Genomic DNA, 19,977 nt, shown 5'->3' with positions numbered 1-19,977 from the left:
CCGTGGGGTGGTGTCAGTCATCGTCGCGCATTGTAGCGCCGTGACGGCCGATCCACCACCAGGCAGCGCCGACCATCAGGGCCAGCGCATACCAGGTCAGGGCATAGACGAGGTGATTGTTGGTGAAAGAGACGACGGTCAGGCCGCCGACGGCGCGCTCGGGCGCGCCTGCCGGAGCATGGTTCTTGCCGGCATCGATAAAGAACGGCGCAACCTGTTGCAGGCCGCGCGCGGCGGCCAAGGCCTGCACGTCGCGCGAGAACCAGCGGTTGTTCGCCGGATCGTTGTCGCGCAGGAAGCCGCCGTCCGGCTCGCTGATGCGCAGCAGCCCGGTGACCTCGACCCGCTCGCCGCCGGTCGCGCAGGGATCGGCGGCGGCGCGGCGGGCAGGATAGGTGCCTGGCTTGTTTTCGGAGGCGGGAATGAAGCCGCGGTTGATGAAGACGATGTGGCCTTCGGCCGTACAGAGCGGCGTGAGCAGCCAGAAGCCCGCGCCCAGCTCGGACAGGGCCTGGACGGGAGCGGTGAGTTCGTAGAGGTAGTGTCCGGCCACGCGTACGCGCCGGTATTCGTCGGTTTCCCTGGAAACCTGGGCCCAGCGCTCGGGGCCGGGCGCTGCGACGGGCGCCGCATGCACGCGCGATTCGACGCGCTCGATCAGGTCCAGCTTCCATTGCAGGCGAACGACCTGCCAGGTGCCGAGGGCGAAAAAAAGCGCGAGCAGCAGCAGGGCCGCCACCGCCAGCATCCGCCGCGCGAAAGCGCTGCGTGGAGGATGGGCGGCAGGACCTGCCTGCTGGTCGCGCGGGTACTGCATTTACTGCATGTCGTGCATGCCGTGGGTGGTGTCGCTTGCTCCACCCATGGCCGGCATCATGTTGGCGTTCATGTGGGACATGACCCAGATCGAACCGGCCAGCACGATCACCAGCAGGACGACGGTCAGGATCAGCGCCATCATGTTCCAGCCGCCTTCCGACTTCGAGTTCATGTGCAGGAAGTAGATCATCTGCACGACGAACTGGACGGCGGCGAAGCCCATGATCACGTACTTGGTCGTCTCGGGCGGCAGCACGTTGCCCATGACCAGCCAGAACGGAATCGCGGTCAGGATCAGCGACAGCACGAAGCCGATCGCGTAGTCCTTCATCGAGTAGTGGGTCACGAAGCTGGTATGGCCGTCGTGATCGACCTCGTGGTGGTGGATGTGGTCGCTCATGGCAGCACTCCCATCAGGTAGACAAAGGTGAACACGCCGATCCAGACCACGTCCAGGAAGTGCCAGAACAGCGACAGGCATTGCAGGCGACGGAAGTTCTCGGTGTTGATGCCGAACTTGGCCAGCTGGACCATCAGCACGACCAGCCAGATCGCGCCGAACAGCACGTGCAGGCCGTGGGTGCCGACCAGCGCGAAGAACGCCGTCAGGAAGCCGCTACGCTGCGGACCCGCACCCTGGTGGATCAGGTGGTAGAACTCGTAGATCTCGAGCGCCAGGAAGGCCACGCCCAGCACGCCGGTCACGCCCATCCAGAGCAGGGTCGCGCCCTTCTTCTTGGCCTGGGCCGAGATCATCGCGAAACCGAAGGTGATCGACGACAGCAGCAGGAAGGCGGTGTTAATCGCGATCAGCGTCAGGTCGAACAGCTCGGCGCCGGTCGGACCGCCGGCGTAGTTACGGCCCAGCACCGCGTAGGTGGCGAACAGGGACGCGAAGATGAGGCAGTCGCTCATCAGGTAGATCCAGAAGCCCAGCAGCGTGCCCTGCTCCGGATGGTGCTCGCGCACCATGTAGCGCGCGGTCACCTCGTCGGCGGTCAGGCCGCCGTTCATGGTTACATTATTTGCCATAATCGTTTCAGACGTAGCTCTTCAGCAGTCGGGTATGCGCTTCCTCGGTACGGGCCACTTCTTCCGCCGGGATGTAGTAATCGCGCTTGTAGTTGAACGTGTGGACGATGATCGCGGCCATCATGGCGACGAAGGACACGACCAGCAGCAGCCACATGTGCCAGATGATCGCGAAGCCCACCACCGCCGACAGCGCCGAGATCACGAAGCCTGCCCAGGTGTTCTTGGGCATGTGGATCGCCACGAAGTCCTTCAGCGGACGCTGGTAGCCGTTCTTCTTCATGTCGGCGAAGGTGTCGTTGTCGTGCACCACCGGGGTGAAGGCGAAGTTGTAGTCCGGCGGAGGCGACGAGGTCGCCCACTCCAGCGTACGGCCATCCCACGGGTCGCCGGTGACGTCGCGCAGCTTGGCGCGGTCTTTCCAGGTGAAGAAGCATTGCAGCAGCAGCGCGCCGATACCGCCGGCGATCATCAGGGTGCCGACCAGCGAAATCTGGAACAGCCACTGGATCGACGGATCCTCGAAGTGGCTCATGCGGCGGGTGACGCCCATGAAGCCCAGGATGTACGGCGGGGTGAAAGCAACCCAGAAGCCGATCGACCACAGCCAGAAGGACACATGGCCCCAGAACTGGTTCAGCTTGACGCCGAACATCTTCGGTGCCCAGTAGTTGAAGCCGGCGAACAGGCCGAACACGACGCCGCCGATGATCACGTTGTGGAAGTGCGCGATCAGGAACAGCGAGTTGTGCAGCACGAAGTCGGCCGCCGGGATCGCCAGCATCACGCCGGTCATGCCGCCGATGACGAAGGTCAGCATGAACGACACGGTCCACATCATCGGCAATTCGAAGCGGATCCGGCCGCGGTACATGGTGAACAGCCAGTTGAAGATCTTCGCGCCGGTCGGGATCGAGATGATCATCGTGGTGATGCCGAAGAACGAGTTGACGCTCGCGCCGCTGCCCATGGTGAAGAAGTGGTGCAGCCACACCAGGTACGAGAGCACCATGATGACGCAGGTCGCGTAGACCATCGAGGTGTAGCCGAACAGGCGCTTGCCGCAGAAGGTCGAGACGACTTCCGAGAAGATGCCGAAGGCCGGCAGGATCAGGATGTACACCTCCGGGTGGCCCCAGATCCAGATCAGGTTCACGTACATCATCGCGTTGCCGCCACGGTCGTTCGTGAAGAACGCGGTGTCGAACAGGCGGTCCATGCCCAGCATGGCCAGCACGGCGGTCAGGATCGGGAAGGTGATCACGATCAGGATGTTGGTGCACAGCGAGGTCCAGACGAAGACGGGCATCTTCATCAGGCCCATGCCCGGCGCGCGCATCTTGACGATGGTGACGATCAGGTTCACGCCGGACAGCAATGTGCCGACGCCCGCGATCTGCAATGACCAGATGTAGTAGTCGACGCCGACCCCTGGACTTGCCAGGATGCCCGACAGCGGCGGATAGGCCAGCCAGCCGGTACGTGCGAATTCACCCACGAACAGCGAGGCCATGACCAGCACGGCGCCCATGGTGGTCATCCAGAACGAGAAGTTGTTCAGGAACGGGAAGGCGACGTCGCGGGCGCCGATCTGCAGCGGCACGACGTAGTTCATCAGGCCCGTCACGAACGGCATCGCCACGAAGAAGATCATGATCACGCCGTGGGCGGTGAAGATCTGGTCGTAGTGGTCGGGCGGCAGGAAGCCCTTGTTGGCGCCGAAGGCGAAAGCCTGCTGGGCGCGCATCATCAAGGCGTCGGCAAAGCCGCGCAGGAACATGATGAGGCCGAGGATCATGTACATGATACCGATTTTCTTGTGGTCGATACTGGTAAACCAGTTGTTCCACAAGTTGCCCCACTGGCGGAAGTAGGTGATCAGGCCCACCAGGGCCGCACCACCGACCACCACGCCAGCGAAGGTCGCTAGCAGGATCGGATCGTGGAACGGAATCGCGTCCCAGCTGAGCCGACCGAAGATAAGCTTCGTCAGGTCGAGAGATTCTTGCATGATTACTTCTTCACAGAATAATTAGGAGTGCCGACTGCCGGACCACCGGCTTCCGGCGTGATGCACATTTCCGCTTCCGCCAGTTGCGCCATCTGCTCCAACTGGGCCTTGCTCGGCAGGCGCTTGGCCGCGGCCGCGATCGCATTGCGCTTGTGGTCCTGGGACATCTGCTCGTTCATGCAGACGTTGCCTTCGGCCACGCAGCGGTTCAGGATGCGGTTGAACAGCGCGGTTTCCACCTGGCCGTAATAGCGCACCGGCTCACGCACGGAAGGCTTTTCCAGGCTCAGGTAGTCGGCGCGGTCCAGCACGCCCGGCTTGGTCTTCATCTGCTGCACCCAGGCGTCGAACTCGCCGCCGGTCACGCCCTTGTAGGCGAAGTACATGTGCGAGAAGCCCTCGCCGCTGAAGTTGGCGGACAGGCCCTTGTAGTCGCCGGTCTTGTTCAGCACCGCGTTCAGGGTCGTCTCCATGCCCGGCATCGCGTAGATCATGCCGGCCAGCGTCGGGATGTAGAACGTGTTCATCACGGTCGACGAGGTGATCTTGAAGCGGATCGGCACGTCGATCGGGGTGACCAGTTCGTTCACCGAGGCGATGCCCTGCTCCGGATAGATGAACAGCCACTTCCAGTCGAGCGCCACCACCTGCACTTCGAGCGGCTTGGTCGAAGCCGGGATCGGGCGGTTCTCGTCGAGACGGTCGAGCGGACGATAGGGGTCCAGCTTGTGGGTCGAGACCCAGGTGATCAGGCCGAGAACGATGATGATCAGGAGCGGCGCGCCCCAGATCACGAGCTCGAGCTTGGTCGAGTGGTCCCAATCGGGTTCGTACTTCGCGTTGGCGCCCTTGCGGTAACGCCACGCGAACAGGACCGTCAGAATCATCACCGGGACGATGATGATCAACATGAGCAGAACCGAGATCGTGATCAGGTCTGCCTGCTGCTTTGCAATATCGCCGGTGGGATTCATGACGACCGTGTTGCAGCCGGCCAGCGCTGCAAGCGGAAGTAATGGGAGTCCGCGGCGGACAATTTTAGGAATCATGCTAGGTATCTAACGTTACATGGGAATAAGAACATGCTACTGTAACGCCAACGGCCTACGGCAACCATTGGACACTTTGTCCCACCCTTGCTATATTGCAATTACGACATCGCTGGGATGGCGCTAAAACAATAGAACAGGGTGCGACGCTCGAACTGCAGCAGGCCGGGTTGACCCCAAGGAGACGAAGATATGCAAAGCACGACGACGTACGGCGGCGCAGGTGCCGCTCCCATCACCCACCCTACCAGCGGGGCCCGCAACATCAACGCCCGGGACGGCGAGATCCACCCGGGAGAAATTGCCGTCGGCGTGGTCATCGGCCGCGCCTCGGAATATTTCGAATTCTTCGTCTACGCGATCGCTTCAGTTCTGGTGTTCCCCGCGATATTTTTCCCGTGGGCGGACCGGCTCGAAGCCACACTCTACTCGTTTATCGTTTTTTCGTTCGCATTCATCGCGCGCCCCCTGGGCACGGTGGTGTTCATGTGGCTGCAGACCCGGTTCAGCCGCGAAATCAAGCTCACGGTCGCCCTGTTCCTGATGGGCACCAGCACCTGCGTGATCGCCTTCCTGCCGTCCTACGACCGGATCGGCGCGACCGCCATCGTCATCCTGGCGCTGATGCGCATCGGCCAGGGCGTCGCCCAGGGCGGCTCGTGGGACGGCCTGCCCTCGCTGCTGGCCCTCTCGGCCCCGGAGAACAAGCGCGGCTTCTATGCGATGCTGGGCCAGCTGGCGGCTCCGGTCGGCTTCCTGATCGCCGCCGGCCTGTTCGCCTACCTGGTGGCCAACCTGTCGCAGGACGACTTCCTGGTGTGGGGCTGGCGCTTCCCGTTCTTCTGCGCCTTCGCGATCAACATCGTGGCCCTGTTCGCGCGCCTGCGCCTGGTCTCCACCAGCGAGTACTCGCGCCTGCTGGATGCCCATGAACTCGACCCGGCCCCGGTCGGCGAACTGGTGAAGTCGCAGGGCAGCAACATCGCCATCGGCGCCCTCGCGGCCCTGGCCAGCTACGCGCTGTTCCACCTGGTGACCGTGTTCCCGCTGTCCTGGATTCAGCTCTACGACACCCGTCCGATGGACGAGTTCCTGCTGGTGCAGATGGGCGGCGCCGGCCTGGCGGTGCTGGCCGTCCTGGCCTCCGGCTTCATCGCCGACAAGGTCGGCCGCCGCACCACCCTGGGCACCCTGGCCGTGCTGATCGGCCTGTTCTCTCTGGCGGTGCCGTCGCTGATGGATGGCGGCGTGACCGGCCAGAACACCTTCATCCTGGTCGGTTTCGTGCTGCTGGGCCTGTCGTACGGCCAGGCCGCCGGCGCGGTGACCGCGAACTTCAAGCAGCAGTACCGCTACACCGGCGCGGCCCTGACCTCGGACCTGGCCTGGCTGGTGGGCGCGGCCTTCGCTCCGCTGGTCGCACTGGGACTGTCGGCGCACTTCGGCCTCGGCTACGTGTCGCTGTACCTGCTCTCGGGTGCGGTCGGTTCGCTGGCGGCGCTGAGCCTGAACCGGGCGCTCGAAATTCGCGACTGAGGCGCCTCGCCTGCCCGAGCAAACGCCCCGCGGCGCCTGGCGCCCCGGGGCGTTTTTCTTTCCGCTCGGCGTATGCACGTCATGCACGCCAGTGGCGCGTACGACGAGTTAGAGGCTTAAAGTTTGTTTGTTGGCTACTCTTACACGGCCACCGCTTCCCTAAACCCCTATTAATGTAGAGTGAGCGATTATCCCGGACAGCAGTGGGCGAACGCCGGAATCCAGGTTCTGCGTGCGCTATCGAAGCGCTTGGCTCGGGCTCCGGCCTTCGCCGGAGTGACGTTTTTCTGCTAACTGAACGGAATTAGCGCATGATGCCCATCATATGATTCTCATCATATGATGGGTCAAATATATGATCGGGATCATATGATTTGAATCATATTATCTGTCGCTGAAGACTCCGCCCCCACCTCACCCGACCCGGAAAGCGAACAGCGCCACCAGGGAGCGGCGGGCGGCCGCCAACGCCGCCCTGCCCTCGGCATTGTCACCATGGATCCGCGCCAGTTGCAGGTTGCCCACCAGGGCGCCGGCAATCACGCCCGCCAGGCCGGGGTCGGCGTCGCCGGGAAGCGTTGCGGCAACCCGGCGCACCAGGCGGTCGACCCGCTGCGCCGAGGCCGCGCGCACCGACTCTTCCTGGCGCGGCATTTCGCTCGCCAGCGCGCCGACCACGCACCCGTCTTCCGGATGCGCCAGGTGTTCGTCGGACAGGTAAAGCTCGATCAGCGCCTGCAAGGCATTGCCGGCGTCGCCGGTGCGCGCCGCGATCCGCTCGTCCAGCAGCGCGCTGCTGATGGCGCCCGCATGCTCGATCGCCTCGACCAGCAAGGCGTCGCGCGAATCGAAATGGGCGTAGAAGCCGCCATGGGTGAGGCCAGCCTCTTTCATGACCTCGGCCACGCCGACGCCGGCGTATCCATGGCGCCGCACGGCGCGACTGGCCGCTTCGACGATGCGGTGATGGGACTGCTCGCGTTTGCTGGCCTTGGCGGACGTGCTCATGGGACGCTCCAAAATATGATGAGCCTCATATTACGCTCGTCATATTTATGAAGTCAAGCGCATCATATCCATAGCCATGGTGAATTTTCAGGCCGCGACGCGGTCAAACCGATGTCTTCCCCCGAGCCGCCATGATGCGTACGCAACCCGTCACGCTCGACGCCGGGACCACCCGGCTCGAAGGCACCTGGCCAGTGCGCACGCGCTGGGCGCGGTGATCGCCTCACCCTCCTGACCGCCAGCGGCGACGACGCCGTGGTGGTCGAACCGAACCGCCAGGCCTCCGGCTGCTCCGCTGCGACAAGCGGCTCCTGGTGCCCGGGGCCGGCCAGCTGTTCGAGGAACCGGCAAGCTGGACGAGGTCGCCCAGGCCGCCTGCGACTGGTTCGCCCGGCACCTGGGAGCGGCTTGAGCGGCGGCACCCCCGCCCAGGCTCAGGCCAGCGCCGTGTCGAGCACCGTCATCAGGATGAAGCCGAACACCAGCGCGATGCTGGCGAAGGTGCCGTTGCCGTTCTGGCGGTATTCGGGAATCACGTCGTTGACGATCACCAGGAGCATGGCGCCGCCCGCTGCCGCCAGCGCGAAGGGCAGCAAGCCGGCGGCGATGCCGATCAGCGCGACGCCGGCGACCGCCGCCACCGGTTCGATCAGGCCCGAGACCACGCCCAGGCCGACCGCGGTCAGGCGGCTGTAGCCGACCGTGCGCAGGGCCAGCGCCACCACCAGGCCTTCCGGCACGTCCTGGATCGAAATCCCGGTGGCCAGGGCGTTGGCCTTGTCGATGTCGATGCCGGCGTAGCCGACCCCGATCGCCATGCCTTCGGGCAGGTTGTGCAGGGCCACGGCCCAGACGAACAGCCAGGCGCGGCGGATCGATACGCCGGCGTCGCCCTGCGCGAGGACGCGCTCGGACTGCACCGCGCGGCTGAGCAGCAGGATCGCGCCCGCCCCCGCCATGATGCCCGCGCCGGTCATCAGGCTCGCTTCCCAGCTGCCGGCGCCCGCGGCCTTGGCCGCGGCGATCGACGGGATCACGAGCGAGAACGCGGTCGCGCCGAGCATCACGCCGGCGCCGAAGCCGAGGAAGCAGTCGTAGCTGCGTTTCGAGAAATTCTGTGCGAACAAGACCGGCAAGGTGCCCAGCGCCGTGGCGGCCGCGGCGGTGGCGCCGCCCAGCAGGGCGCGGTGCATCTTGGGATTCGCGTTCATGAGCTGTTCGACCAGGCTGCCGAGCAGCAGGATGCAGCCGATGCTGCAGAGGAGAAAACCAACGACGCGGCGCACCGTCAGCGTGCGCAGCAGCGCCCGCGCTGCGATCAGCCGGTTGTCATGCGCCTTGTCCGCATTCGTGTTCATGCAATTCCCGTCGAGAAGCCGCGCGGCGCCGGACCGTACCGGGCCGCGCGGCGCGTGCTTACTTCTTCATGGCCTTCATGCCCTTGGCGGTGCCTTTGTCCTGCGGCTTGCTCATGCCGGTGTCGTCGAGCTGCCCGCCTTTCGAGCCGAGCTCGGCGCTACCCATGGCGCTGCCCGATTGCCCGGCCATCGTACCACCGCCGGCGGACTGCATGCTCATCCCGAGTTCGGCACCGGTGCGCGGCGAGGACATCGGGTCGGACATGGTGCGCATCGCCATCTGCTTGAGGATGTCGATGTCGCCGCTCGGCAGGGCCACCTCGGCCTCGCCGGAGCCGCCGTCCACCGCCATCTGCTTCTCGCGGTCGGTGACGAAGTCCCAGTCGGCGCCCTGGTTCCAGGGGCCGCGCATTTCGCCCGGACCCTGCGACATGTTGTAGTAGACGCTGGCAAAGCGCGGATCGGCCGGCATTTTGCCCGCCGGGAAGTTCGGCTCGATGGCGTACAGCGCCTTCTCGAAGGACTTCTGGTGCGCCACTTCGCGCGTCATCAGGAAGCCCAGCGCCTCCTTCACGCCCGGGTCGTCGGTGAGCGCGATCAGGCGCTCGTAGACGATCTTGGCGCGCGCCTCGGCCGCGATGTTCGAGCGCAGGTCGGCGGTCGGTTCGGTGATCGAATCGATGTAGGCCGCGGTCCAGGGCACGCCGGCCGAATTCACCAGCGGCGTGCCGGCGCCGTACAGCACCTGGGTGATGTGGCTGTCGTTGCCGGGTCCGGTGATGGCCCGGTACATTTCGGCTTCGGTGTCCACGGCTTCGGCCAGGCGGCCCTTGGCGCCCTTGTTCAGCATGGCGACGATGTGGCCGATCACCTCGAGGTGGCTGAGTTCCTCGGTGGCGATGTCGAACAGCATGTCCTTGCGGCCCGGATCGTCTTCCGAGACGGCCTGGGTGAAGTAGCGCATGGCCGCGGCGAGTTCGCCCTGGGGGCCGCCGAACTGTTCCAGCATCAGGTTGGCGAGCGCTGGATTCGGTTCGCTGACGCGGACCGTGTACTGCAGGCGTTTGTTGTGTGCAAACATGGACAATTCCTCCGGTGTTGAGTCATTGGGCGCGCCGGGGGCGACACCGTACCAATGGCGCCGGCCGTGACCGGCAACCGTATATCTCATGTTGGCAGTTCAACCATGCGGTGAGGATCAGGTGTTCGCGCGTATCTTTGTAGGACTAGAGCGACAATTAAGGAACTTGATGGAAATGTTGGAATTGATAAATAAGAGTATTTTTCGGGCCACTTTACACTTTGCCGCGAGACTGCGGGCCTGGACGCGCGCCGCCGTGGGGACCAGGCCGACAAGGGCGCGGCGCGCACTCCTACAGTAATGACGAGCCGCAGCGCACTACCATGTTGAATAGTTGACCACAAAGGGGGTACCAATGTTTAACCTGAACAAGCTGAGCCCGACGATTACCAACATGATCCGCTTCGACCATTCGCACGTGATGGTCACCTTCCACCAGTACGAAAAGGACAAGCCGCCGCGCGTCAAGAAGGCGCTGGCCGACACCATCTGCGACGCGCTGGAAATCCACGCGACCCTCGAGGAAGAAATCTTCTACCCGGTGATGCGCCAGCGCGACTCGGGCGAACCCTTCATGCACAAGGCCGAGCCCGAGCACATGGAGATGCGCCGCATGATCGCCGAACTGCGCCGCACCAGCGGCTCCGACCCGCGCCACGACAAGCTGGTGATGGAACTGATGCGCGACGTGATGCACCACGTGGCCGACGAGGAAACCACGCTGCTGCCGCATGCCGAGGCCAAGCTGAGCCGCGAGGCCCTGTCCGAGCTGGGCGTCCAGATGACGCGCCGCCGCATGCAATTGGTGGGACCGAAGGCCGGCAAACTGGCCAAGGAGCATGCGGTCGGCTTCGGCGGCAGCGGCGCAGCCCTGGTGGTCGGCCTGGCCAGCGCGCTGTTCGCCGTCAAGGCCTTCGGACCGAAGAAGACCTGGAAGTCGAACCCGGCCTGATGCTGCCCGGCCGGTCCGCGACGCCCTGCAAACCGGCCGCCTGGCCGGTTTTTCTTTGGTCCGCTCAGGGACGGAACACCATGGCGGGATCGAGCGTCGTGCGCCGCCCGATATCGTCGAAATGCCTGGCCAGCCAGGCGTCGGCCGCGGCCACGCCGCGGTCGTGCAGCATCTGCAGGAAGCGCGGCTCGGCATTGAACTTGCTCGAGATGCTCAGTTCCTTCAGCGCGTGGGCGGCGCTGATCAGGTGCAGGCGTACCGGCGCCACCACGGTCGAATCGCCGACCTCCTCGTCCGGCACCGCGCCGCTGTGCAGCAAGGCGTTCACCTCGCGCAGGAAGCTGATGTTGAAGGCGATCTCGTTGGCGCGGTTGCTGATGTCGGCCATGCTGCGCGGCACCTCGTTGCGCGCCACCGGATTGATCTGCACCACCAGCAGGTCTTCGGCGCCCGCCTCCACCAGTGGCGCCAGCGGCGGATTGGCCACGTAGCTGCCGTCCCAGTACAGTTCGCCGTCGACTTCGGCGGCGGCGAACACGGTCGGCAGGCACGCAGACGCCATGAGGCGCTGGGCGTCGAGTTCCTCGCGCAAGAACAGCTTGCCGCTGCCGGTCTTGAGGTTGGTCGCGCTCACCATCACCTGCAGTTGCTCGCAGGCGCGCACCCGGTCGAAATCGATCATCACGCTCAGGAACTGGCGCAGCGGGTTCGCCGTCAGCGGCATTTCCCGCACCGCGCCCGCCAGCGCCCCCGCCATCTCCAGCATCTGGTAGGCCGGCGAATGGCGCATGGTGAAGCCGCCCGCCAGGTGGTCGGCCGGAGTGCGCTGCAGGGGGCTGAACATGGCGGTGCCCGCCAGCGCGTGCCAGAAACGGGCCAGCGCGCGCCGGGCTCCCTCGCGCCCGCCCCCGTGGGCCATGCCGTCGGCCACCACCGCGGCATTGATGGCGCCGGCGCTGGCGCCGCTGAGGGCGGCGATCTCGAGCCGCTCTTCCTGCAGCAGGCGGTCGAGCACGCCCCACGTGTAGGCGCCGTAGGTACCGCCGCCTTGCAGCCCGAGGCTGATTCGCTTGCTTGCCGTCGTCACGAAAGACTCCTTGTATCCAAATAGGCGGAGTCTAACGATTTGAGGGAATTGAGGGCGCGACGCTGCCCGTAGGAATGTTCAGGCCAGCCAGCGCAGCAGCGCCGGCACCAGCACCGGGGCGATCAGGGCCGTCAGCGCACCGTTCAGGCCCATGGCCAGTCCGGCAAAAGCGCCCATCTCCGCGCTGGAGTTGAAGGCCCGGGCCGTGCCGATGCCGTGCGCCGCCAGGCCGAGGGCGAAGCCGCGCGCCGCCGGCGAGGCGATCTGCAGGCGGTCGAACAGCCAGGGGCCGGCGATCGCCCCGAAGATGCCGGTGCCGATCACCAGCGCCGCCGTCAGGGCGGGGATGCCGCCCAGGCTTTCCGACACCGCCATCGCGATCGGCGAGGTGGCCGATTTCGGCCCCAGGGTGGCGGCCAGCTGCGGCGTGGCGTCCAGCAGCAGCGCGATCGCCACGCTCGAGACGATCGCCGTCACCGATCCCAGCACCAGGGCGAAGGCCAGCGGCACAAAGGCGCGGCGCAGGCGCGGCAACTGGCGCACCAGGGGCAGCGCCAGGGCCACGGTGGCCGGGCCGAGCAGGAAGTGCACGAACTGGGCGCCTGAGAAATAGCGCTGGTAGGACATGCCGGACATCCACAACACGCCGGCGACCAGCGCGATCGCGATCGCCACTGGATTGGCCAGCGGCGCCCCCTTGAAGAAGGCGGTGATGCGCTGCGCGGCCAGGTAGGCGCACAGGGTCATGGTCAGGCCCAGCAGGGGCGAGGCCGACAGGTAGACCCAGAATTCCGTGAAATCGCGCAGTTCAGGCATCGCCGTCCCGCTTGCCGAGCCCGCGCAGCAGCAAGCCTGTGACCGCCAGCGTCAGCGCGGTGCTGGCGACCAGCGAGGCCAGGATCGCGAACCAGTGGCCGCTGCCGCTGGCGGCGGTGGCAATGATGCCGACGCCGGCCGGCACGAACAGCACGGACAGGTGCGACAGCAGGGTATTGGCCGCCTCCTCGATGCGCTTTTCCAGCGCCGGCGAGGCGATCAGGGCGGCCATCAGGAGCAGCATGCCGGCGACCGGGCCGGGAATCGGCAGCGCCAGCAGGAAGACCAGGCCTTCGCCAAGGCACTGGAACAGCAGCAGGATGGTGAAGGCGGCGAGCATGGGGCTTTGACTGGTGCAAAGCGCTCAGCATAGCAAAACCGGGCGGCCGGCGTGGGTTAGTGGTTCGCGAGGGGCCTTGGGTCCCGGCCTGCGCCGGGACGACATCGATTATATGCGCTGGCTTATCCGGAGCAGGATTCCTGCGAACGAGCTTACGTCGCTCCCGCGAAGGCGGGAGCCCAATTCTGCGCGATCAACCGCGCCCTCACGCAGCGGCAGTCGCCCCTGCAATCGCCCCACGGCGCAGCTGGTCGCGCTCGATCGACTCGAACAGGGCCTTGAAGTTGCCTTCGCCGAAACCGTCGTCGCCCTTGCGCTGGATGAATTCGAAGAACACCGGGCCGAGCTGGGTCTCCGAGAAGATCTGCAGCAGCAGGCGCGGCTTGCCGTCCTTGACCGCGCCGTCCAGCAGCAAGCCGCGCGCCTTGAGTTCCTCGGCGTTCTCGCCGTGGCCCGGCACGCGCCCGTCCAGCATTTCGTAGTAGGTGTCGGGCGGGGCCTTCATCAGGGGCACGCCGGCCTCGCGCAGGCTGTCCACGGTCTTGATCAGGTCGTCGGTGAGCAGGGCGATGTGCTGGATGCCTTCGCCGTTGAACTGCATCAGGAATTCCTCGATCTGGCCGCCGCCTGCCTTGCCCTCTTCGTTCAGCGGGATGCGGATCATGCCGTCCGGCGCCGTCATCGCCTTCGAGGTGAGGCCCGTGTACTCGCCCTTGATGTCGAAGTAGCGGATCTCGCGGAAGTTGAACAGCTTCTCGTAGAAGCCGGCCCAGAAGGCCATGCGGCCGCGATACACGTTGTGGGTCAGGTGATCGATGATCTTCAGGCCGTGGCCGACCGGATTGCGGTCGACGCCGTCGATGAATTCGAAGTCGATGTCGTAGATGGACTTGCCCTCTTCGAAGCGGTCGATCAGGTACAGCGGCGCGCCGCCGATGCCCTTGATGGCCGGCAGGCGCAGTTCCATCGGGCCGGTCGGGATCTCGACCGCCTGGGCGCCCAGTTCCAGCGCGCGCGCATAGGCCTTGTGCGAATCCTTGACGCGGAAGGCCATGCCGCAGGCCGACGGGCCATGCTCGGCGGCGAAGTAGGCGGCGTAGCTCTTCGGCTCGTTGTTGATGATGAAGTTGATGCCGCCCTGGCGGTACAAGGCCACCTGCTTCGAGCGGTGCACCGCCACCTTGGTGAAGCCCAGCTTCTCGAACACTTCTTCGAGCACGCCCGGCGTCGGCGAGGCGAACTCGACGAACTCGAAGCCCATCAGGCCCATGGGGTTCTCAAACAGGTCTGCCATATTTCTCTTCCTTGTAGTGTCGTTGGTCAGCGGCCGTCTCCACGGCCGCGCAGGTAAAACTGCGGCTCATTCTGCAAATACTTCCGCCAGCAAGCCGCGCAGCCACTGGTTGCCCGGATCCTGGTTGTAGCGCCGGTGCCAGAACACGTTGGTCTGCAGCGCGGGCAGCTCCAACGGCGGCACGATCCATTCCAGGCCGAAGGGCGCGGCGGCCCGTTCGGCCAGCTTCTGCGGCACCGTCACCACCAGGTCGGACGTCGCCACCATATACGGCACCGCGGTGAAATGCGGCACCCGGAAGCGCACCGTCGGCCCCACGCCGGCGCGCGCCAGCAGCGCGTTGATGCGGTCGTAGGGGCTCTCGCTCGCATCGACCAGCATGTGCTCGGCCCGCACGAAACGCGCCAGGCTCGGCTCGCCCTTTCCCAGCGGATGGCCCTTGCGGAACATCGTCACATAGGGCTGGCGGAACAACTGGCGCTGGTACAGCGCTTCCGAGATGTCCTCGAAGGGCCCCACCGCCAGGTCCACCCGCCCGCCTTCCATTTCCTCCTTCAGCGCCAGGCTGCCCGCCCGAACCGAACTGATCTCGACCTGCGGCGCCAGCAGCTTGCAGCGCTCGATCAGGGTCGGCATGAAGTAGATCTCGCCCACGTCCGTCATCGCCAGCACGAAGCGCCTGCCGCTGGTGGCCGGATCGAAGCGGCTGCGCTGGTTCAGCGCCAGCGCCACCTGGGCCATCGCCACCCCGATCGGCTCGGCCATCTGCGTCGCCAGCGGGGTCGGCTGCATGCCGCTGGCGGTGCGCACGAACAATTCGTCGCCGAAGCTGCGCCGCAGCCGCGCCAGCGCATTGCTCACCGCCGACTGGCTCAGCCCCAGCCTGCGCGCGGCCGAGGAAATCTGGCGTTCCCGGTAGACTTCCTGGAATACCGAGAGCAAATTCAGGTCGATGCTGTGCGGTTCGATCATGGCGCTTTTGTCAGGGCTGCATTGTGGGCGCGGCATGCGCGCGCGGCCAGTAGTATTTAGATGGTGAATAGTCTACATTTTTCTATTCATCTCGTAAAACATGCGCGATTCTTCTAGAGTAGCGTCATTCAAGCACCTGAGAGTGAGCATGAGCCCCTCCATCCCCGACATGAGCGGATACATGAGCGGATTCGGCAACGAGTTCGCCACCGAAGCCCTGCCCGGCGCCCTGCCGCAGCACCGCAACTCGCCGCAGCGCGTGGCCTACGGCCTGTACGCCGAGCAGCTCTCGGGCAGCGCCTTCACGGCGCCGCGCCACCACAACCGCCGCTCCTGGCTGTACCGGATCCGCCCGGCCGCCGTGCACGGCAGCTTCACCCCGATCGGCGCCGGCCGCATCGTCTCGCGCTTCGACTCCCCGGCGCCGCCCAACCAGCTGCGCTGGAGCCCCCTGCCCATGCCGGACGCGCCGACCGATTTCCTGGATGGCTGGGTCACCATGGCCGGCAACGGCTCGCCCGAATCGATGAGCGGCTGCGCGATCCACCTGTACGCCGCCAACCGCGACATGGAGGGGCGCTATTTCTACAGCGCGGACGGCGAACTGCTGGTGGTGCCGCAACAGGGCCGGCTGTCGATCGCCACCGAACTCGGCCTGCTGGAGGTGGAGCCGCAGGAGATCGCCGTGATCCCGCGCGGCGTGCGCTTCCGGGTCGCACTGCCCGACGGCCAGGCGCGCGGCTACATCTGCGAGAACTTCGGCGCGCTCCTGCGGCTGCCCGACATGGGGCCGATCGGCTCGAACGGCCTGGCCAACCCGCGCGACTTCCTCACGCCCTGCGCGCGCTACGAGGACCTGGAAGGCGAGTTCGAACTGGTGGCCAAGTTCTGCGGCGGCCTGTGGCGCGCAAGCATTGGCCACTCCCCGCTCGACGTGGTGGCCTGGCATGGCAACTACGCCCCCTACAAGTACGACCTGCGCCACTTCAACACGATCGGCTCGATCAGCTACGACCACCCCGACCCGTCGATCTTCCTGGTGCTGCAGGCGCCCAGCGACACCCCGGGCGTGGACACGCTCGACTTCGTGATCTTCCCGCCGCGTTGGCTGGTCGGCGAAGACACCTTCCGCCCGCCCTGGTTCCACCGCAACGTGGCCAGCGAATTCATGGGCCTGATCCACGGCGCCTACGACGCCAAGGCCGAGGGCTTCGTGCCGGGTGGCGCCAGCCTGCACAACTGCATGAGCGGGCACGGTCCGGACGCCGCCACCTTCGACAAGGCCAGCAGCGCCGACACCAGCCGTCCGCACAAGGTGGCGGACACCATGGCCTTCATGTTCGAGACCCGCCACGTGATCGCGCCGACCGCGTACGCGCTGTCCTCGCCGCAGCTGCAGGCCGACTACCAGCAGTGCTGGGCCGGCATCGACAAGCATTTCCGCCCGGCAGGCTGAAGATATCAACTTGACAATTCGTGTGGCGGAAACCCCCTCCGGCATGCGATGATGTGGCGTACGCCACGTCTGCGCGTAACCGGTCGCGGCCCGGATAGTCCGACGGAGGCCCCGCGCCAGTGTTGACCGACATACTGATCATCTCCTTCCTCATCCTGATGAACGGAGTGTTCGCCATGAGCGAGTTGGCACTGGTCTCGGCCAAGCGCATGCGCCTGGAACGGCGCGCCGAAGAAGGCAGCCTGGGCGCGCGCGCGGCCCTCAAGCTGGCCGACGACCCCAGTCACTTCCTCTCGACCGTGCAGGTCGGGATCACCCTGATCGGCATTTTCAACGGTGCGTTCGGCGAGGCTTCGCTGGTTACCCACCTCACGCCCGAACTGGCCACGGTGCCGGTGATCGGCCCCTATGCGCGCGAAGTCGCGCTCGGCATAGTCGTCATCTCGATCACCATCGCCTCGATCATCTTCGGCGAACTGGTCCCGAAGCGCATCGCCATGGCCTTCCCGGAAGCGGTGGCCACCCTGATCTCGCAGCCGCTGCGCCTGCTGTCGGTGATGATGGCGCCCTTCGTCAAGTTCCTGTCCCTGAGCACCAACGCGATCGTGCGCCTGATCGGCATCCGCGAAGCCAAGGAAGAAGCGCCGACCGAGGAAGACATCATCGGCAGCATCAAGGAAGGCGCCGACACCGGCGTGTTCGAAAAGACCGAATACGACATCGTGCAGCGCGCCCTGCGCCTGGACGACCAGCACCTCAAGTCCCTGATGACGCCGCGCGTCGACCTGGTGATCCTCGACCTCGACGAAGACCGCCAGCAGAACCTGGAAACCATCGCCGGCAATCCCTACAGCCGCTTCCCGGTGTGCCGGGGCGACCGCTCGCACATCCTCGGCTACGTGATGGCGCGCGACCTGTTCGGCCAGGCCGTGCGTACCGGTTCGCTCGACGGGGTCGACCTCGACGGCGCGGTGCAGGAACTGCTGTACGTGCCGGAGACCGTGAGCGCCATGGCCCTGCTCGAGATGTTCAAGAAGAACCGCGCCGAACTGGCCCTGATCGTCGACGAGTACGGCGACATCCAGGGCATGGTCACGCTCAGCGACGTCATGAGCGCCCTGGTGGGCGACGTCACCGTGGCCGGCGAGGAGCACGACGCCGACGCCGTGCAGCGCCCGGACGGCAGCTGGCTGGTGGACGGCGGGGTGTCGCTCGACCGCTTCCGCGACCTGCTCGAGACTGCCGCCGAATTTCCCGGCGAGGACGAAGGCGCCTACCACACCCTGGCCGGCTTCATGCTCTACCAGCTCGGCTACATCCCCAAGCCCGCCGAGATCGTCGATTGGGACGGCTTCCGCTTCGAGGTCATGGACATGGACGGCAACCGCATCGACCGCATCATGGTTTCGCGCTACGTGCCGGTGGAGTCGGAACCGGAACGGGATTAATCTTCTGTTAAGTTTCGCCGGGTATCGTCGGGCTGTCTCAACAAGGAACAGATCCCGATGGATGCCGTCACACTAGGTCCCTTTATCCTGCCCACGGGCGTGCTGCTGGTGGTCGGCGGCATCCTGGCGGCCAACCTGCTGGCCGAGTGGTTCCGCCGGCGCCGCGCGCTCGATCCCGGTCCGATCCTGTGGAAGATGCTGCTGGCCGGCTTCGTCGCCGCGCGCGCGGTGTTCGTGCTGCGCCACCACGACCTGTTCGCCGATAGCCCCTGGCGCGCGCTGGACTTTCGCGACGGCGGCTTCGACGCCACCGCCGGCCTGCTGGTGGCCTGCGTGGTGGGCGCCGAACTGTCGCGCCGCCAGCCGGGCCTGCGCCGTCCGCTGTTGGTCTCCAGCCTCTCGGGCATCGCGATCTGGCTGGGCGGGAACCTGGCGCTGCCGGCCTTCGCCCCGCCGCACGCGCCCATGCCCGAACTCAGCGTGCGCAGCCTGGACGGCGCCGAAGTGCCCCTGCGCAGCTACCAGGGCAAGCCGCTGGTGGTCAACCTGTGGGCCACCTGGTGCCCGCCCTGCCGGCGCGAGATGCCGGCGCTGGCGGCGATGCAGCGCAAGCGCTCCGACGTCGGCTTCGTGTTCGTCAACCAGCGCGAGTCGGCAAGCACGGTGCAGGCTTTCCTGTCGTCCCAGGGCCTGCGCATGGAGAACGTGGTGGTCGACCCCGCCGGGCAGCTGGCCGCGCGCACCGGTTCGCTGGGCTTCCCGACGACCCTGTTCTACGATGCTGGGGGCCGGCTGCGTTTCCGGCACGTGGGCGAGCTGTCGGAAGCCACGCTCAGGGAAAAGCTGGCGGCCCTGGAGCCGTAAACTTTATTGGCGTACTGCGGGAATCCAAGTTCGCCATCCTGTTCTCCTCCGCCTTCCCCTGCGAGCAGTCCTATGGTAAAACACACGCCGCACCCAGGAGAGCCCATGCAAGTCAATCCGATCCAGCTGTTCGACGCCGAATCCTCGACCTACACCTACATCCTGTCCGCCCCGGACAGCCTCGATGCGGTGATCATCGACCCGGTCGACCGCCATTGGCAGCGCGACCTCGCCCACCTCGAGCGCCTCGGTTTGAGGCTGACCCACGTGCTGGAGACCCATGCCCACGCCGACCACGTCACCTCGGCCGGCAGGTTGCGCGAACTCACCGGCGCGAAAGCCTGCGTCCCGAGCGGCTGCGGGATCCCGCCGGCCGAAGTGCAGCTGCAGGACGGCGACCTGGTCGCCTTCGGCGGGCGCGAGCACATCACCGTCATCCACACCCCCGGCCACACCGCCGGCAGCATGTGCTACCTCTGGCGCGGCAACCTGTTCAGCGGCGACACCCTGCTGGTGGACGGCTGCGGACGCACCGACTTCCAGGGCGGCAGCGCGGAAAGCCTGTACGACAGCGTGACGGCCAAGCTGTTCGCGCTTCCCGACACCACCCGCGTCTGGCCCGGCCACGACTACCGTGGCCAGTCGGTATCCACCATCGGCTGGGAGAAGCGCCACAACGCCCGCCTGGCCGGCCGCTCGCGCGACGAGTTCGTGGCCCTGATGGCGGCCCTGGACCTGCCGCGTCCGAAGCTGATGGACGTGGCGGTGCCAGCCAACCGCATGCTGGGCCTGGAGCATAGCCTCTAGAAACGGCACTGCACAGTTGCCAACTTGCAACAACTACCGGGACCGGT

The 19,977-nt window shown here is 65.9% G+C and carries 19 protein-coding genes; 6 read left to right on the top strand and 13 right to left on the bottom strand.

Features of this window, described 5'->3' with window-relative positions:
• Window positions 1–13: 13 nt before the first annotated feature.
• The 5 genes from ACK4S9_RS16740 to cyoA are packed head-to-tail and all read right to left on the bottom strand — an operon-like array spanning window position 14 to window position 4,911.
• Window positions 14–817: an SURF1 family protein gene (locus ACK4S9_RS16740; RefSeq protein ID WP_409727792.1), complete on the bottom strand. Its 804-nt coding sequence runs from the start codon at window positions 815–817 to the stop codon at window positions 14–16.
• A complete protein-coding gene (gene cyoD / locus ACK4S9_RS16735) occupies window positions 818–1,219 on the bottom strand; it encodes a cytochrome o ubiquinol oxidase subunit IV (RefSeq protein ID WP_036212632.1) in 402 nt (133 codons plus the stop codon).
• Entirely contained in the window at window positions 1,216–1,833 is a 618-nt protein-coding gene (gene cyoC, locus ACK4S9_RS16730) for a cytochrome o ubiquinol oxidase subunit III (protein ID WP_409727837.1), read from the bottom strand. The genes cyoD and cyoC overlap by 4 nt, the downstream gene beginning before the upstream one ends.
• Before the next feature lie 25 nt (window positions 1,834–1,858).
• Window positions 1,859–3,862, bottom strand: coding sequence for a cytochrome o ubiquinol oxidase subunit I (gene cyoB, locus ACK4S9_RS16725; protein WP_409727789.1), 2,004 nt, complete (start codon window positions 3,860–3,862; stop codon window positions 1,859–1,861).
• A gap of 2 nt (window positions 3,863–3,864) precedes the next feature.
• The gene (gene cyoA / locus ACK4S9_RS16720) at window positions 3,865–4,911 is read right to left on the bottom strand and encodes a ubiquinol oxidase subunit II (protein WP_409727786.1); all 1,047 of its coding nucleotides are present in this window, start codon (window positions 4,909–4,911) and stop codon (window positions 3,865–3,867) included.
• Between the two features lie 192 nt (window positions 4,912–5,103).
• Between cyoA and ACK4S9_RS16715 the strand changes: the two genes are divergently transcribed.
• Window positions 5,104–6,447, top strand: a complete 1,344-nt coding sequence (locus tag ACK4S9_RS16715; protein WP_409727783.1) for an MFS transporter — start codon at window positions 5,104–5,106, stop codon at window positions 6,445–6,447.
• 414 nt (window positions 6,448–6,861) lie between these two features.
• Here the strand turns inward: ACK4S9_RS16715 and ACK4S9_RS16710 are convergent, their stop codons facing one another.
• The 3 genes from ACK4S9_RS16710 to ACK4S9_RS16700 form a co-directional block, all read right to left on the bottom strand.
• Window positions 6,862–7,455, bottom strand: a complete 594-nt coding sequence (locus tag ACK4S9_RS16710) for a TetR/AcrR family transcriptional regulator (RefSeq protein WP_409727780.1) — start codon at window positions 7,453–7,455, stop codon at window positions 6,862–6,864.
• A gap of 434 nt (window positions 7,456–7,889) precedes the next feature.
• Window positions 7,890–8,813 (bottom strand): ZIP family metal transporter, encoded by a 924-nt coding sequence (locus ACK4S9_RS16705; RefSeq protein ID WP_409727778.1) that lies wholly within the window; start codon window positions 8,811–8,813, stop codon window positions 7,890–7,892.
• Between the two features lie 58 nt (window positions 8,814–8,871).
• Window positions 8,872–9,894: a manganese catalase family protein gene (locus ACK4S9_RS16700; RefSeq protein ID WP_409727775.1), complete on the bottom strand. Its 1,023-nt coding sequence runs from the start codon at window positions 9,892–9,894 to the stop codon at window positions 8,872–8,874.
• A 355-nt stretch (window positions 9,895–10,249) separates the two neighbouring features.
• On the opposite strand from ACK4S9_RS16700, the gene ACK4S9_RS16695 reads away from it, so the two are divergent.
• A complete protein-coding gene (locus ACK4S9_RS16695) occupies window positions 10,250–10,846 on the top strand; it encodes a hemerythrin domain-containing protein (protein WP_409727772.1) in 597 nt (198 codons plus the stop codon).
• 64 nt (window positions 10,847–10,910) lie between these two features.
• Here the strand turns inward: ACK4S9_RS16695 and ACK4S9_RS16690 are convergent, their stop codons facing one another.
• From ACK4S9_RS16690 to ACK4S9_RS16670, 5 genes are all read right to left on the bottom strand, one after another.
• Window positions 10,911–11,933, bottom strand: a complete 1,023-nt coding sequence (locus ACK4S9_RS16690; RefSeq protein ID WP_409727769.1) for a patatin-like phospholipase family protein — start codon at window positions 11,931–11,933, stop codon at window positions 10,911–10,913.
• Between the two features lie 78 nt (window positions 11,934–12,011).
• Window positions 12,012–12,749: an LrgB family protein gene (locus tag ACK4S9_RS16685; RefSeq protein WP_409727766.1), complete on the bottom strand. Its 738-nt coding sequence runs from the start codon at window positions 12,747–12,749 to the stop codon at window positions 12,012–12,014.
• Window positions 12,742–13,089 (bottom strand): CidA/LrgA family protein, encoded by a 348-nt coding sequence (locus ACK4S9_RS16680; protein ID WP_409727763.1) that lies wholly within the window; start codon window positions 13,087–13,089, stop codon window positions 12,742–12,744. The genes ACK4S9_RS16685 and ACK4S9_RS16680 overlap by 8 nt, the downstream gene beginning before the upstream one ends.
• A 205-nt stretch (window positions 13,090–13,294) precedes the next feature.
• Window positions 13,295–14,383, bottom strand: a complete 1,089-nt coding sequence (gene hppD / locus ACK4S9_RS16675) for a 4-hydroxyphenylpyruvate dioxygenase (RefSeq protein ID WP_409727761.1) — start codon at window positions 14,381–14,383, stop codon at window positions 13,295–13,297.
• A 66-nt stretch (window positions 14,384–14,449) separates the two neighbouring features.
• Window positions 14,450–15,355 carry a LysR family transcriptional regulator gene (locus tag ACK4S9_RS16670; protein WP_409727758.1) on the bottom strand — a complete coding sequence of 302 codons (906 nt, stop codon included), beginning with the start codon at window positions 15,353–15,355 and terminating at the stop codon, window positions 14,450–14,452.
• A 148-nt stretch (window positions 15,356–15,503) separates the two neighbouring features.
• On the opposite strand from ACK4S9_RS16670, the gene hmgA reads away from it, so the two are divergent.
• From hmgA to ACK4S9_RS16650, 4 genes are all read left to right on the top strand, one after another.
• Window positions 15,504–16,811: a homogentisate 1,2-dioxygenase gene (gene hmgA, locus ACK4S9_RS16665; protein WP_409727755.1), complete on the top strand. Its 1,308-nt coding sequence runs from the start codon at window positions 15,504–15,506 to the stop codon at window positions 16,809–16,811.
• A 122-nt stretch (window positions 16,812–16,933) separates the two neighbouring features.
• Window positions 16,934–18,259 carry a hemolysin family protein gene (locus tag ACK4S9_RS16660; RefSeq protein WP_409727752.1) on the top strand — a complete coding sequence of 442 codons (1,326 nt, stop codon included), beginning with the start codon at window positions 16,934–16,936 and terminating at the stop codon, window positions 18,257–18,259.
• A 57-nt stretch (window positions 18,260–18,316) separates the two neighbouring features.
• The gene (locus tag ACK4S9_RS16655; protein ID WP_409727749.1) at window positions 18,317–19,123 is read left to right on the top strand and encodes a redoxin family protein; all 807 of its coding nucleotides are present in this window, start codon (window positions 18,317–18,319) and stop codon (window positions 19,121–19,123) included.
• Window positions 19,124–19,228: 105 nt separating this feature from the next.
• Window positions 19,229–19,930 carry an MBL fold metallo-hydrolase gene (locus ACK4S9_RS16650; protein WP_409727747.1) on the top strand — a complete coding sequence of 234 codons (702 nt, stop codon included), beginning with the start codon at window positions 19,229–19,231 and terminating at the stop codon, window positions 19,928–19,930.
• The last annotated feature ends 47 nt before the right edge of the window (window positions 19,931–19,977 follow it).

This window comes from Massilia sp. (assembly GCF_046293535.1).
Classification (GTDB): domain Bacteria; phylum Pseudomonadota; class Gammaproteobacteria; order Burkholderiales; family Burkholderiaceae_D; genus Telluria.
This window is presented reverse-complemented; position numbering and strand designations above follow the sequence as displayed.